The sequence below is a fragment of the Sphingomonas insulae genome, assembly GCF_010450875.1.
GTDB classification, from domain to species: domain Bacteria; phylum Pseudomonadota; class Alphaproteobacteria; order Sphingomonadales; family Sphingomonadaceae; genus Sphingomonas; species Sphingomonas insulae.
In genome coordinates this window covers 1,822,221-1,836,989 of record NZ_CP048422.1, presented here as the reverse complement: position 1 = coordinate 1,836,989, position 14,769 = coordinate 1,822,221, and the positions used below count along the sequence as shown (strand labels likewise).

Annotated in this window: 10 protein-coding genes; 3 read left to right on the top strand and 7 right to left on the bottom strand. The window is 63.0% G+C overall.

All coding sequences use genetic code 11. The annotated features are described in order from the left end of the window. Nucleotides 1-20: 20 nt before the first annotated feature. Both GTH33_RS10270 and GTH33_RS10265 read right to left on the bottom strand, forming a co-directional pair. Nucleotides 21-2,351: a TonB-dependent receptor gene (locus GTH33_RS10270; RefSeq protein WP_163958321.1), complete on the bottom strand. Its 2,331-nt coding sequence runs from the start codon at nucleotides 2,349-2,351 to the stop codon at nucleotides 21-23. Nucleotides 2,352-2,360: 9 nt separating this feature from the next. Further along, nucleotides 2,361-2,711 (bottom strand): TonB-dependent receptor plug domain-containing protein, encoded by a 351-nt coding sequence (locus tag GTH33_RS10265; protein ID WP_163958320.1) that lies wholly within the window; start codon nucleotides 2,709-2,711, stop codon nucleotides 2,361-2,363. Nucleotides 2,712-2,830: 119 nt separating this feature from the next. Between GTH33_RS10265 and GTH33_RS10260 the strand changes: the two genes are divergently transcribed. Continuing rightward, nucleotides 2,831-3,718, top strand: a complete 888-nt coding sequence (locus GTH33_RS10260; RefSeq protein ID WP_243848293.1) for a DUF6528 family protein — start codon at nucleotides 2,831-2,833, stop codon at nucleotides 3,716-3,718. A gap of 237 nt (nucleotides 3,719-3,955) precedes the next feature. Further along, complete coding sequence (locus GTH33_RS10255; protein ID WP_163958319.1) at nucleotides 3,956-5,137, top strand: ROK family transcriptional regulator; 1,182 nt, start codon at nucleotides 3,956-3,958, stop codon at nucleotides 5,135-5,137. 179 nt (nucleotides 5,138-5,316) lie between these two features. On the opposite strand, the gene GTH33_RS10250 is transcribed toward GTH33_RS10255, so the two are convergent. The 5 genes from GTH33_RS10250 to GTH33_RS10230 all read right to left on the bottom strand — a co-directional run bounded on the left by GTH33_RS10250 (nucleotide 5,317) and on the right by GTH33_RS10230 (nucleotide 13,935). After that, on the bottom strand, nucleotides 5,317-5,778 hold the full coding sequence (locus GTH33_RS10250) for an ATP-binding protein (protein WP_163958318.1): 462 nt from the start codon (nucleotides 5,776-5,778) through the stop codon (nucleotides 5,317-5,319). 111 nt (nucleotides 5,779-5,889) lie between these two features. Further along, entirely contained in the window at nucleotides 5,890-9,060 is a 3,171-nt protein-coding gene (locus tag GTH33_RS10245; RefSeq protein WP_163958317.1) for a TonB-dependent receptor, read from the bottom strand. A 193-nt stretch (nucleotides 9,061-9,253) separates the two neighbouring features. After that, nucleotides 9,254-12,070, bottom strand: a complete 2,817-nt coding sequence (locus GTH33_RS10240; RefSeq protein WP_163958316.1) for a M16 family metallopeptidase — start codon at nucleotides 12,068-12,070, stop codon at nucleotides 9,254-9,256. Nucleotides 12,071-12,358: 288 nt separating this feature from the next. Then, nucleotides 12,359-13,369 (bottom strand): FecR family protein, encoded by a 1,011-nt coding sequence (locus tag GTH33_RS10235; protein WP_163958315.1) that lies wholly within the window; start codon nucleotides 13,367-13,369, stop codon nucleotides 12,359-12,361. After that, a complete protein-coding gene (locus GTH33_RS10230) occupies nucleotides 13,366-13,935 on the bottom strand; it encodes an RNA polymerase sigma factor (RefSeq protein ID WP_208404054.1) in 570 nt (189 codons plus the stop codon). Before GTH33_RS10230 ends, GTH33_RS10235 begins: the two co-directional genes overlap by 4 nt. Nucleotides 13,936-14,164: 229 nt before the next feature. Here GTH33_RS10230 and GTH33_RS10225 point away from each other — a divergent pair, with 229 nt between their 5' ends. Next, nucleotides 14,165-14,566, top strand: a complete 402-nt coding sequence (locus tag GTH33_RS10225; protein WP_163958314.1) for a hypothetical protein — start codon at nucleotides 14,165-14,167, stop codon at nucleotides 14,564-14,566. The last annotated feature ends 203 nt before the right edge of the window (nucleotides 14,567-14,769 follow it).

Below are 14,769 nucleotides of genomic sequence, written 5' to 3'. Positions count from 1 at the left end.
GATCGCGGTCATATCGTCGCTCAGTAGCGAACGAGCGCACCGACATAGAAGGATCGACCATTGTCGATCTCTTCGCGAAGCAACCCGAAGCCCGGACCAAACACGCGTTGCGGGCGGAAGTTGGTCAGGTTCTTGGCTTGCGCGACGATGGTCCAGTGGCGATCGAGCTTCAGCCGCAACTGCGCGTCGAACAGGTCGCTGGCGACGTAGCGCCGGTCCTGCAGCGGATCGCTCGTCGACACCGAATACAGGATCGGCGACAGGTGGTTCCATGCCCCCTGCGCGGTCACCGGTCCGATGGTGTAGAACAGCTTGACGTTGGCCACGGTGTTCGCGCTCTCGAACAGGCCGGACATGCGACGGCGGGTGATGCCGTCCGACAGCGTCACCTGCGGCGGCGTCGGATCGAGCAACGTCAGATTGGCCGATAGCCCGAAGCCTGCGAGCGGGCCGGGCAGGAAGCGCATCCGGGCGACGACCGCATTCAGCTCGATCCCAAGCACGCGCGACCCGCTGGCGTTGACCGGCCGGATTCGCGTGACGAGCTGCGATGCACCTTCGAACACCTCGGTCGCCTGATTACGCGTGGTGATGATCTCGTCGGTGATGTCCTTGCGGAACGCACCGGCCGAGAACAGGATGTCGCGATCGACGTAATATTCAAGGCTGAGGTCGTAATTGTCCGAGCGACGCGGGCGCAGATCGGGATTGCCGCTGACGATCGAGACGCCGCCATCGGGATTGTTGGCGGTGACGCCGATGTTGACGGTCTCGCGCGCGGCGAGGTCGTCGTAATTGGGGCGGCCGAGCGTGCGGCTGAAGGCGGCGCGCAGCCTTAGCCGTTCGCCGATATCCCAGTCGGCCTGTGCCGAGGGCAGCAAGTCGCGATAATGCTGCCGCTGTTGGCCGAAGATATACGTCCCGCTGCGCAGCCGGTTGGAGCCGGTGGCAAGCGCCGTGTCCTCGAACCGGACGCCCGCCGAAAGTCGCACGCGATCGCTGGCGTAGCGCGCCATGGCATAGGCGGCGACGACATCCTCGCTCAGGCTGTAATCGGATTGTAGACTGCTCGCGGCATTGCCGGTGTTCGCCGCGAAACTCGTGGGATTGGCGGCGAACGCATCACGGGCGGCGGCCGGGTCGACGAGCAGCAGTGCCTGGCCGCGGCCGTTGTACGGCGCGTACCGTTCGCGCGCGATGACCGGGGCCAGCAGCAGCGTCGATGCATTGGTATTGCGATAATTGTCGACCTGAAAGTCGTACCGCCGGTCGAGGAAACGCGCATAGGCGCCGGTCGCCACGCCGAAGCCGCGATTGTCCGGCTCCATGTTCACCGCCAGATTGGCACGTGCGGTCAACGCCTCTTCGCGATTGTCGTCGCTGTTGGTGCCATATTCGAACTGGCGATAATTGGCGGGGTTGGCGACATATGCGGCATTGGTGAAGTCGAAATAGGCGAACCCGCCCGGCGCATAGCCGTACCGATAGGCGAGGTTGGGCGTGTTGGCGATGCGATAGGTCGCCAGTCGTGCATCCTGGCGATAGGTCGCCACGGCGTAATTGAGGCCGATGTCGGCCCGAACGGTATCGCCGGGTGTCAGCTCACCGTGGAAATCGGCGTACCGCATCCGGCGGGTCTGCTGGTAATTGACCAGATCGACCTGCGCATTCGCATTGGCGACGTTGCCGCCGGTTGCCGTGACGCCATTGAAATTGGTGTATCGGTTGGTCGCCGTCGTGACTGCGGTGTTGGCGATGACGATGTTCGACTGACGCTCCTCATCGTTGAGATGGCGGAAATCGGCAAGGGTGATCGCCGCCTTGAACATCGCGTGATCGTCGAATTCCAGCTTCCCGAAGACACCATCGCGCTGGCGGACGTTGTCATAGTGCAGCCAGCGCCGCCGATCGGGCGCTGCGAAGGCGTTGGACACGTCGCTGGCGGGAGACAGCAATCGCGTGGCCGCAGTGGGTTCAAAATACAGGTAATTGTCGATTGCCGAGTTCAGCGATGCGGAATCGCGGCGAAAATAGCTGCCCGACACGACGGCGCCGAACTTGCGGTCGGGCCCGAAGGTGGTCGAGGCGACCAGTTCCGCCTGCCCCGAGGGGGCGCGATTGCCGCGGGTCCGCCCGAACTGCCACTGGCCGATGTCGAAGCGCCCCCCGACGAACGGTTTGCCTCCACCGTCGAAGGCGCTGCGCGTCCGCAGGTTGGCGATACCGCCGATCGCATTGCCGTTCATCGCGGCGGTGACCGACTTGTACACCTCGACACGGGACGCGAGCGACGAGGGGATGACGTCGAGCGAGACGTTGCGGCGTCCGATCTCGTTGGCGGGCAGCGTCACACCGTCGATCTAGACGAGGTTATAGTCGGCGTTGAGGCCACGGATCGACAGGAATTGCGCCTCGCCGCGACCGTTGTTCTGGACGGTCGAAACGCCGGGCACCCGCTGCAATGCCTCACCCAGGCCGAAGTCGGGCAGCGTGCCGATCTCGTCCGCGCTGATGCTGTCGGAGATGACCGCAATCTGCCGTTTCGCCTCGATCTCGCGCACCGCCTGCAACCGCGCACCGGTGACGACGATATCCTCCGTCCCGTCCGCTGGCCCGGTCGAACCCGCCGGAGCGGCCTGCTGCGCCTGCACGGCGCCGGGCCATGCCGTGGACAGCAGCAACACGCCGCGCAGGATCGTAACGGTCTTCATGGCAAGCCCCCTTTTGGTCGACCATCGTCGAACCGCACCCTCTTTAATAACTATAGGTGACAAACTAGTGACGGTCGAGTAGGAAAAGTCCGGAACGGGCAGAACGATGGGAAACGACGATGCTGGGACTGGCGATGGCGCTGCTCTTCACGACGACGGCGACGTCCGACGATGCTGCGGAGCGACTGTACGCGTGCGGTGACGACCAGGTGCGCGAATACCGGATCGAGGCGCCGGTGACGGACGGTGCACGGGCCGTGGAGACCTGGCGGTGGAATGCCGCCGCCGCACCCGACCTTCCGGAGGACTATCGGCGGCGGCTGCTCGCCCACATCGACGATTGCAAGCCGGTCGACGGCGGCAGGGCGATCCTCGTCACCGCATCGACGGGCGGTGTCGTGCTCATCGAACGGGCGACCGGCAAGGTCAGGTTCCGCGCGACCGCACCGATGGCGCATTCGGCGAGCGTCCTTCCGAACGGTCGTATCGCCGTGGCACTGTCGCTCCACGCCGACGGCAACCGCCTCGAACTCTACGACCGGATCAGCAGCGAGACGCCGCTGGCCACCCGCCCGTTGCCGTCCGGCCATGGTGCGGTGTGGGACGATGCCCGCCGGCAGTTGTTCGTGCTGTCCCACGACCTCATCCAGGCGTATCGCATTCGTGGCACGCGTGGAGCGCCCTCGCCGATCGAGGCCGCACGCTGGACGCTTCCCGGTCGCCGCGACGGCCACGACCTGTCGATACGCCCCGATGGCCGTTATTTGGTGACGACCGACGACGGGGTCTGGACCTTCGATCCCCGCAACGGCAGCTTCATACCCTTCACCGCGCTCAATCCGAAGCTGCGGGTCAAGTCGGTGGATATGGGCAGGCATCTCGCCTGGGTGCAGGCGGAGGAAAGCTGGTGGGCGAAGGGCTTTACTATCGCCCGGGCCGACGGCAGCGATCCGGTCCGCGTGCCGGTGGATGCGATGCACCTCTACAAGGTTCGCTGGGTCCGCTGAACCGGCGGCGGGCATGGCGGGCATACGGGCTGCCGGCTATGGGATGTTCGCCATGGCCCCGACGTTCCCACCGGGCATATCCGGCCTTGCACGTAAAGGCGGCGTTCCCGGTGTCTCGTCGGTCCCGTCCGCGGCCTTCGGCAGGTTCGCGCCGGTGATCGCGGGGGCATCCATCCTCGCCGCGCCGATCGCGCGAGCGAGGTTGACTTTGCGCGGTGCTCCCGGCTTGTCACCGCCATGACCGGTATCACCGCAGGCACCTACCCGCCGCGTTTCCTGCGCGAGGACGGACGGCGTACGGCGACCGCGAACGAACGCGTGCTGCTCGACCTCCTTTCACGCAACGGCGCCGCCAGCCGGGCGGACCTAGCCCGGCTGACCGGCCTCGCTCCGCATTCGATCACCCGCCTGATCGAACCGCTGCTCGCGCGCGGTTTGCTGCGCGAAAGCGCGCCGGTCGTGTCCGGCCCCGGCAAGCCCAGTACCAGGCTGTCCCTGGTCGGCAGTGCCGCCTTCTCGGTCGGCATGTCGGTGATGACCGATGCGGTGTCGATGGTGCTGCTGGATTTCGCAGGCACGATCGCCGCGGCCCATAGCGAGCCGCTGGCCGATCCCGCCATCCTGCCAGCCTCTGCGCAGATGCGGCGGATGATCGATGCGGCGATCACCGCGACGGGATGGGATCGCGCCGCGCTGGTGGGGATCGGGGTCGGCGTCACCGGCTATTTCATCGGCGATGGCGCGCGGCTCAATCCGCCCCGCCTGCTCGATGCCTGGGCCCTGTTGCCGCTCGATACCCTGTTGGCGGATGCCTTCGGTCACAAGGTCTGGATCGACAATGACGGCAACGTCGCCGCGGTGGGCGAGGCGATGCTGGGGCATGGCCGGCAGGCGCGCGATTTCGCCTATCTCTACTTTTCGGCCGGATTCGGCGGCGGCGTCATATCGAACGGACATCCGTTGCGCGGGCGCCACGGCAACGCCGGAGAATTCGCCGCCATCCTCCCCACCGGCTGGCCCCAGCCCAATCTGGAGGGCTTGCGGGCCGGCTTTGCCGCCAGCGGCGTCGACTATCCGAACATCCACGTCATGCTGACCGACTTCGATCCGGCGCATCCTGCGGTCGATGCCTGGCTGGATGCGATCATGCCGTCGCTCGACCTCGTCGCGTCCGCGATCTCCGCGACGATCGACCCGGCCCTGATCGTGTTGGGAGGCCGGCTGCCAGTCGCGCTGTCCGAACGCATAGTCCGGCGCATCGCGCTCACCAATCCCGAACGGCGCGGCTTTCGGCGCCCCGCCGCCAGGATCGTCGCGAGCACCCTCGCATCCGACGCCGCCGCAGTCGGTGCCGCGGCCCTCCCCCTTCAGGCAGCCTTCTTTGGCGCGGCGGATATGCCGGTCGGCGACACCGCGTAGCCGAGCGGTAGCGAGATACGTCCGCCGCGCCGCTCGGTATGTCGAGAAGCGATACCGGCGGACGTGGCTCGATGACCACATCATCGCGCCGTGGCGCTGGCGCCGGTGCCGTCCACCTCATCCCGTCACGGTCGTGGCCGACTGGTGCCGTCGCCGCCCTAGCTCGACTATCAGAGGTCCTAGCCGCATGCGTCGAAAGGTGGTGCCTGCCTGCCCGCTCTCGGGCAATCGGGAAGGCCTACGATCCGGCGCCCGAGCGGCGCGGTCGACATGGCCTGATCCATGATGGTGTCGACGTCGCCATCCTCGACGCGATTGCCGCGCCCGGCGGTGAGCGCGGCCTGGGTCAAGCGCCGCACCATTTCCTTGACGAAGGCTGCGCTTCCACCCTCCGAACGGTTTACGAACGCTTCGATCGCTCCGTCGCCGAGGATCAACTTCCGACCATAAAGAGACACGAGCCGGGCCCGGCAGTCACGGTCGGGATTGGCCACTTCGATCGCCTCGTCGACCCGGCCCGGGCGAGAAGCGAGAGAGGTCATGGCGACGCGATACATCTCCACCCCGATGACATGCGACGTGGAACATATGACTTGATCCGGCACATTTACCCATCCGAGAGCTGAAGCGGGGTGGATCATCTACGCCTGCTCCGCCGCGAGACAAAAGATCCCCACCTCACCCCTGCCTGCCTTCAGATGGGTCCTGAGCTTAATCCGATCTGCTTGAAACGGATTGACCCCAAACCCTGCTCAGAACGTTTTCTGCAGACGCAAATAGAACGATCGCAGGCGCGGGTCGCCGTAGGCGCTGTAGAACAAGGGGTCCGCGGTAACGTCGAGAGGCGGGCGCTTGTTGAAGATGTTGTTGACCCCGATTCGCGCTGTAAGCCCGTCGAGAAGCTGGTAGCTTGCACTGACATCGTGGTAGATCTGGCTCCTCACATACGCGGACCCGAGTGCCGGCACGACAGTTTTCGTTTCATCGATAGCGTAACGGTCGATGTAACGGATTTGCCATCCAAGGTTCAGTGCGTCCTTGCTCCAGTTGATGGCGGCACTCCCCCGCCAACGCAGGGATCCGTTCGATCCCGTGGCGATCGCGAAATTGGTGGGTACCACGCCGGCGTAGTCCGTTGCGGGAACGCCCGGGAAGGTCATGACCTCAAGCGATTTCACGAACGTCGCGCGCGACGTGACGGTGAGATTGCCGCCCGAAAGGGGGGCATCGTAATCGACCACGAAATCGATCGCGTCTGTCGAGATGCCCAAAAGATTGACAAGCGACAGGTCGAGTTCGGTTATCGGTCCGACCGAAAAACCACCCGATGCCGGCCCGCGTTTCACACGGTTCGGGTTCGATGCAAGCAGGTCCTCGATCGCTTGCTGGCTATTCGCCGAGAAAGCCAGAAGTTGCAGCGGATTGAAATATACATCACGCTTTTTGATACGTGTCCAGTCGGCGGACACTCGCAATCCCGGCACCAGACCAGGGGTAAAGATCGCTCCCGCAGAAAACGTGCGGGAGGATTCGGGGCGGACATCGGGATTGCCGCCGATGAAACCGGGGATCTGGTTGCCGAAAGTTCCCGGGGAACCGATCTTTTCGCCTCCGCGTGCGCGGTCGGCAAAATTGATCCTGATGAACTCCGGCCGGACTTTCACCAACTGCGTCAACGTCGGGGGCAGGTAGCCGGTCGTATAGGACCCGCGTATCACCAGCGGCTTGAACGGCGTCCAGCGAAAGCTGATGCTGGGATCGATATGCGAGTTGCGCGTGATGCTGCGGCTGACAACGGCGCCGGCGGGCGGACAGTTGCCGAGCGGATTGTCGGCCGGCAAGGGGCCGAACGTGATGGCGCAATTGTAAGGATCCGCTCCGTTGCCGCGATACCATTCCGCCCTGGCGGAAAGGCGCAACTCCAACTGGCGGAATAGCGCGATCTTATGGGCATCGCTGATGATCGGCAACGCGATCTCACCGTAAGCCGACCAGGTCCGCTGACTGGCGGGAGCCGCATAGCTCAGGATGGATCGCGTCATCCGGTTGGACGCTGTGATTACGCCGCCGTTGCGCTGGTCGCTATATTCGACGTTGAGCGTCATTTGCGTCTTCCCGCCCGGCAGCCTTAGCGGAAGCGGACCCGCAATTCTTAGCGAAGGGGCGAATGTCGAGGAGGTGCCCGGCGTCGCGGCCGTGAAGAATGGGAGGTCGTCGTAACTCAGGCTGAGCGGTTGCAGGGTCAGATCACGCAAGACGTTCTGCGTCCCCGAAACAAGCTGGTCTTCCGTCGCCTGACTGATCTGCGAGGGTTGCACGTCACCCACGAAGCGGCTTCTCGCATAGGAGACATCGAGTGCAGCCTGCCAGTCCCACGGGAGTTTCGCGATGACGCCACCAACCAAGGTCGAACTGGTCTGCCGATTGTGAACCTCGCTTCCCAACGCGACGCCCGGCAGAATTAACTGGATACTTTGCTGGAATGGATTTTGGGGCGCTTCCGATGACAGCTCGATGAATTCAGGCCCGCGCGATACCCTGTTGGACGATAGCGTTCGCGCCCAGGTCACCCCCAGATATCCGGTCAGGCGGTCGTTGAATTCTCGCCGGACACTGACTGACGCATTGTATCGTTCGGACCCATATAGAAGTGGGCTTCGCCGCCCCAGGTTGCTGTATCCCCCGTTGAGGTCGTAATTGTACCGTCCGTTCGCCGCAGCGAGGGGGGCGACACCATCGGCTAAGAGCCCGCGATATCCTGCCGGCACCGTACCGTAGGTCGAGGGCATCGTACCCCCGCCATATTCGGGCTTCAGCGTCAGGGTATCCAAAAACGTCTTGTAATTGACTTGCCCACCGGAGGGTATGCTGACGTACGCGCCTTCGAAGTAGCTGGCGTCATTTTCGCGGATCTTGGCGATCGTCCGTGTGGCCAGATTTGCGCGATCCCCATAGTATAAGGGGCGAGCTTTCTGCCAGCTGCCGGTCAGCGACACCTTTGTCCTGCCTCCTTCCAATGGAAAGCCGTAGGTTATGTCGGTCTGAGTCTCGCCCTGGGCGAAATCGGTCGTATCGCTGTACGACGTCGAAATCTCGCCGCCGGTGAAATCGCGCTTCAGGACGATATTGATCGCTCCCCCCGACGCGCCGCTGCCGTAAATGCCCGACGCCGACGAGGCGAGTACCTCGATGCGCTCGATCGAAGCGAGGGGTATACCGGTGATCGATGGCTGGGTGAGGTTGCCGTCGCCGATGTTGACCCCTGGTTGACGGCGGCCATCGACGAGGATCAGCGTATCGCGCGTGCCGAGACCGCGCAGGTTGATCGCGCTGAGCCCTCGTGTCGCGGCGGTACCGCTGGTGCCGCCGCGCGCTTGCTGGCTGACGACGGGAGAGGTGTTGACGTTCAGACGATCGCGCAGGAACGTTTCGAGATTGGGGGCTCCGCTGCGCTGGATTTCCTCGCGGGTGAGCACGATGAATGGTTGGCTGTCGTCTTGCGTGCGGGCGATGCCGGTGTTCAGCGACCAAGCCGCTTTGCCGGTAACGAGAATGTCGGGCGTGGCGTTGCCACCATCAGCCTCCACCTGCTGCGCGACGATCGCAACAGCGCCGGCCGCCTCGTTGATCCTGCCAAAGCCGGTCCGTGCGAGTATCGCATCGAGCGCCTCGTCGGGAGTCATCGCGCCCTTCGCACCTGAGGTGCGCTTGTCGGCGATCTCTGCCGATTGGAAAAGGACCGACCGCTTCGTCAGTCGGGACCATGTCTTCAACGCGGCATCCAACGGACCGGCAGGTATCTCGAAATACCGCTTGGTGGCATCGCCCGACTGGGAAGGGCTTTTTGCATATGCCGGCACGGACAGTGCGAGCAGCGAGATACCTGCCAGGACGATACCGCTTTTCAGTTGACCTAAGGACATGCCTGTTTCTCCCCCCGCGGCTTTCCCCAAAGCCGCCTCTCCATTCAGGGACAATCGAGCATCACGAATCCGTAACATCTATTATCGTTTTGTGGCGATTTAATCAGAGGTCGCCAGGTTCCGGAATCGATCCCCGGCCATCCGATGTCCGTAGCAGCCGGACTGACGGATGGCCGCGCCCCGGCGGCAAGTATCAGAGCGGCGGCAGAACGTCGGCAGCCTTCACGACGGTGACGGGCAGCCCCAGGGCGTCGAGCTGCGGGCGAATGATGGCCGCATTGCCGACAATCGCCCAAACCCATCGATCCGGCGACAATTGCGCACGGATGGCTGCATTGCTCTCATCGAGCGTAACGGCGCGATAGCGCGAGCTGGTCTGAGCCGGATAGTCATCGGGACGGCCGTACTTGCGGACATCGTCGAGTGCCCCGACGATCGCGTCACGGCTGGAAAAGCGCGAAGCGGCTTCCCCGAGAGCGGCTGCTTTTGCGCCGGCGAATTCCTCCGGCGTTATCGGTCGATCGCCCGTGATCCCTCTTATCTCTTTCATCACCTCTGCGATGGCGGCGCCAGCCTTGTCCTGTTGTACGCTGGCATCGACGGAATATTGCGATCCGTAGCGCCGCCGCAGGAAACCGGCATAGGAACCATAGGTCCAATGCTTGTCTTCGCGCAGGTTCATGTTGATCCGCGACGTGAAGCTGCTGCCGAAGACCGAGCTGGCAAGATCCAGCGCCGGTGCAGGCTTCGCATCGCCGATCGGGACGAGCTGGCGCCCCTGGATGTTCGCCTGGACCGCGCCCGGCAGATCTATGAGTACGATTCCCGGCGCGCCGGGGGCCGGGTGATGAATGATCGGCGATCCGGTGTCCGGCTTGGCTGAAACCCTCCAGCTGCCGATCGTCCGCTCCAGGAGCGGCATCAGCTCCGCCAGGCTCTTGTCGGATACGACGATGACGCTGGCGTGTTCCGGCCTGATCCAGCGCTTGAACGATGCGGTCACGCCGGCTTTATCGATGCTGCGGATCCGCGCCGCGCTGCCGTACATCACGAGGGGGTTGTAGGGTGAAGCCGCATCGGCCAGCGGGTTCATAACCTCGGTTATCAGCGTTACCGGATCGAGCCTTATGCGCGCCATCCTGTCGATCGTCTCGCGCTTCATGCGTTCGAGCGTCTCGGCAGAGAAGCTTGGTGCCGTCACCATGTCGCGCACCATGACGAGACCATCATCCAGGCTGACGTCCGGTGCGGTCACCCCGACGAAGCCGGATTCCAATCCTAACGCAGAATAAAGCGATAAGCCTGTCAACTCCTTGCGCTTGTTGATCCAGTCTTCGTCGTGACCGCCAAAGCCCTTGCCCAACAACGAATACATGAAATCCATCGCGCCGATCCGCTCGATCGGCTCGTCGATGCCACCGCCTCTCAGATTCAACGACACCGATGTGAAAGGATTTGAAGGACCACGGGCATAAAGGACTGGTATGCCGTTGCTCAGGCGGGCGTGTTCAATCTTCGGAAAGCGCGCGTCACCAGGGGGCGCGACCGCAGGAAGTGGCACCATGCGCCGCCCCGCGGCGGAGGATGGACTTATGACCGGCTCGCTCTCCGTCTTGACGGCAGGCGCAGGTGCCGATCCGTCGATCCCGTCATCCCCTCTGGCGATCACGCGCGCTCCAGGCATCACGGTCAATTCGTAGCGTGGTCGATCGAGCCACTTGCGAGCGGCCGCCATCACCGTGTCCGGCGTTTGGGCGGCGTAGACGCGCATACTTTTCTTGTACGCATCCGGGTCCCCCTGCACCATCGCACTTTCGGCCAGCGTCGACCCGCGCTTGGCCACGTTCTCGAGCGACCGCGCGAAACCATAGGCATATCGCGCCACGAAGCGCGCAATCGTCTCTGCGGTCGGCTTGGCTTGCAGGAACGCCGCGATTTCACGATCCAGGGCCGCTGCGGCAAGAGAGGGATCCACTCCGGCTCGCACCGCGCCCGTGATCGCGAATTCGCCGGCCTGAGCGCTGGACGAGTTGTTGACCCGAACATACTCGAACAGCTTCTGTTCGCGGACGAGATGACGGGTCAGCACGTCGTCCTCGCCGCCGCCCAGTGCCTCCATCACCGCGTCCAGAACCAAGCCATCATGGTCCTGCGCTCCCGGTACAGGCCAGTCTCGCACGATGATCGGGCTGGTAACGGGCGCTGTGACGATTTCCTTGATGCTGTGCGTCAGCGACACCGGCCCGGCGTCCGGTCGGACGTTGCGCGGGCCAGCCGGAATGCCGCTGAAATATTTGGTCATCAACCGACGGGCCGTCGCCAGATCGACATCCCCGGCAAGGACCACCAGCGCGTTGTTCGGGGCATAATGTGCCTTGAACCAGCTTCGCACGTCGGCCAGGTCGGCGGCATCGAGGTCCTTCATCGATCCGATGGTCGAATGCCCATAAGGATGCGTGGCGGGATAAAGTGCGGCCCGCGTCTTGTCGTCGATGACGCTCGTGGGCACTGCATCACCGTTGCGCTTCTCGTTCTGGACGACGCCACGCTGCTCGTTCAGCGTCTTCTGGTCCAGGGCCGCCAGCAGGTGCCCCATCCTGTCGCTTTCCATGAACAAGGCTCGGTCCAAGGCTGCCGTAGGAACAAGCTCATAATAATTCGTGCGATCCGCGCTCGTCGAACCATTCACCGTGGCACCGACATCCATGAGCGGCTTGAGATAGTCTCCCGGCACATTCTCAGAGCCGTTGAACATCAGGTGTTCGAACAGATGGGCGAAGCCGCTGCGACCTGCCGGCTCATGCTTTGACCCGACATCATAGGATACACTGACGAGGACCGTCGGAGCGCTGCTGTCATGGTGAACCAGCACCCGCAGTCCGTTGGGCAGGGTGAAGCTTTGATATGGTATGTCGACCTGATCGATCAGGCGGCGAACGTCGGCTCTGGCCGTGACGATCTCGGCATTTGTCGCTTTCGCATCCGGCTTATCGACCGGCTGCGCCGCCAACGGACACGCTATGACAAGAGGCAGTGCAGCGCAGGTCAGCAGAACGTGGCGTAAACGCATGGCGAGACGTCTCCGGAGCGGTGTGTACCAATCGGTCGGGAGCGCTGGAGCCTTGCCGGCTGTAACACCCATGTCCGTCCGGAGCATCGATCCCAGGTGGATCAACCACCATTCGAAACCGAGCGCTCACGAGGAATGACAATCGACACCGGCAAACCCGTAACGTACGCGCTGAAATTCGCGGTTCGGATCTGTCCGGTCGTCGTCGTCTGATGGTTACCTCGCGGCTCAGCGCCCCAGTATCACGGCGTCGCCGGTACGGCTGACCCGAACGCCATATGCGCGATGCAGCAATGCGACGAAGGCAGGACCCTCGTCCGTGCGGAAGGAACCACCGATCTTCAGGCGAGCGATTGCGGGATCCTCGATCCTCATCGGCAGACTGCTGTAGCGGTTGAATTCGGCGACGGCATCGCCGAGCGTTGTGTCGTCGAATACGACCCTGCCGTCCCGCCACGCGGTGAGGGCTTCTGTCTGCGCACCCCTGTCCACCGACACGATAGCCCGGCCAGGTTGCGTGACCGCGACATCCCCGGCGGTCATGACGATCCCGCCAGCGTTTGGCTTAAGAGGCTTCGTATCGCGGACACTTACTCGTCCTGACAGTACGACCACGGTTACCCTTGCCCCGTCGTGCCGGACGGAAAAGCGGGTACCCAGGACTGTGATCGTCCGCGGGCCGGCATGGACGACGAACGGGCGTCTGGGATCATGCACGATATCGAAGAAGGCCTCGCCTTCATCCAGCCATACCTCGCGAAGCGGCCCGCCCGCCGGATGGCGCAACCTGGTCGCTGTGTTGAGGTCCACATGGCTGCCATCCGCCAGTGTCAGGGACCGGCGTCCACCCTGTGGGGTTCGATAGTCGCCCGTATCCGCCTTTCCCGATGATGTCCCCGGCTCGCGCCACCAAACCGTCCCGACCGCCAGTGAAAGCGAGGCGACGATACCGGCGGAGATCGCGGCACGAGGCACGCGGAAGAGCGTTTTACGCCAATGCGGCGACGGCCGGCGACGCTGGCGAACCCCTGTACCGGCTTTGCCAAGTGCTCCGATCCTGTCGGCCGCCCGCCAGCCATGCTCAAGTCGCCAGAAGGCCGCTTGATGGGAAACGGATTGATCGAGCCACGCTTCCAGCCTGGCGTCGTCTTCCTTGTTCCATTCGGCCTCTTCCCGCCGGATCAGCCATAGTGCCGCGTCGTCTTCGAGGTCGACCGCGGAGCGACGTTCGGCGGTCATCTTGCCTTCTCTTTTCTTGCTTTCGTCGATGGGCCACGTCTGATCCGGCCATTGCCTCCCAGCATAGCGTCCGTCATCGCCCGAAGGCCGAGAACGAGCTGACGCTCGACGGTATCGAGGCCAATTCCCATACGGTCCGCTGTTTCACGCGTCGACAAGCCTTCGACCTTGCGAAGTCGTACGACCTCCCGGCAGCGCGGTGGCAGGGCAGAGAGCCCGTCATGCGCGCGCCGTAACGCGTCCCGGGCGTCGATGTGGCGATCGGACGCCAGCAGATCGACATTCCTGTCCACCACATCGATGTCGTGCAACTGCTCAAATCGTACGACTCGCCCTCTCTTCGCTCTGTTTATCAAGATATTTCGAGCGATTGTAAAAACATAGCCCGCACAATTTACCGGCAATCCGTTCCTGGCGCCCGCAAGTACCGCCTCATAGACATCCTGCCTGATATCAACGACATCATCCTGCGACCGCCAATTGCGTGAGATATAATGCGTCAACGACGACTCGAGCGGTAGTATCTCATTGCAAAACCAAGATTTCAACTTGGCAATGTCAGACATGAAGGTCAGTATGCATGACTATGTTTACCTCGATAACACCAGGCGAAAAGATTCTTTGAGTCCAAGCGACGTCAGATAAAAAATAGATCGTCTCATGGCAAGCAATGCGCCCCCTATCGTGCAACCCACTGTCTTATGCTGAGAAATAGCTATAGATCGGGACCCATTGATCTGAAAGGCGCGATCTGATCAGGCTCCGTATCGATCGCTGACAACCTAACCGGCGCGCGTGCCGCCCAACATCAAGCTCAGGAAAAATCTTGTCGCCGGCCGATCGCTCGCGACCCGCATGGACATTGCGAACAGAAAGGCAAAGCACGGCTATTCGCCGTCAGTGACGCGGTCGGGTGACTTCGTGGAATGCATGAAGGCCTATGGCGAGCCGACGGACGCGGCCGCTACGCAATGCAGCCTAACAATTGTGTTCGACGACGCCGCGGACCTACCCAGCCCGGCCTATCACATTGCCGTAAAGGTGCAGGGTGCGCCCGCAAAGCCGACTGATCTGAAGGCGCTGCGCCGCGATCTTACCCGATGGATCGGTCGACTTCCGAAAGACAAGGCTGCGGCAAAGCGTGCCGACCGCTGGTTCGGGAAAGCTGGGGGATCAGCTACTTCGCCAGAAAGCTGACGATCCGCTAATGTCGAGCACGGGAGTGCGAGCTTGCGGGCGAGACTGAACAAAGGCGGACGAGGAACCCCGAGCGAAGCGCGAGACGGTCAACTAAAGCTACCGCACAAAACTGCCCCGCAAACCGAAAAAATTGACCGCAAGTACCAGTTGGAGCTGGTTTTTTAGAAAACTGCGGTCTGTACCAGCAGACGCACCAAAAG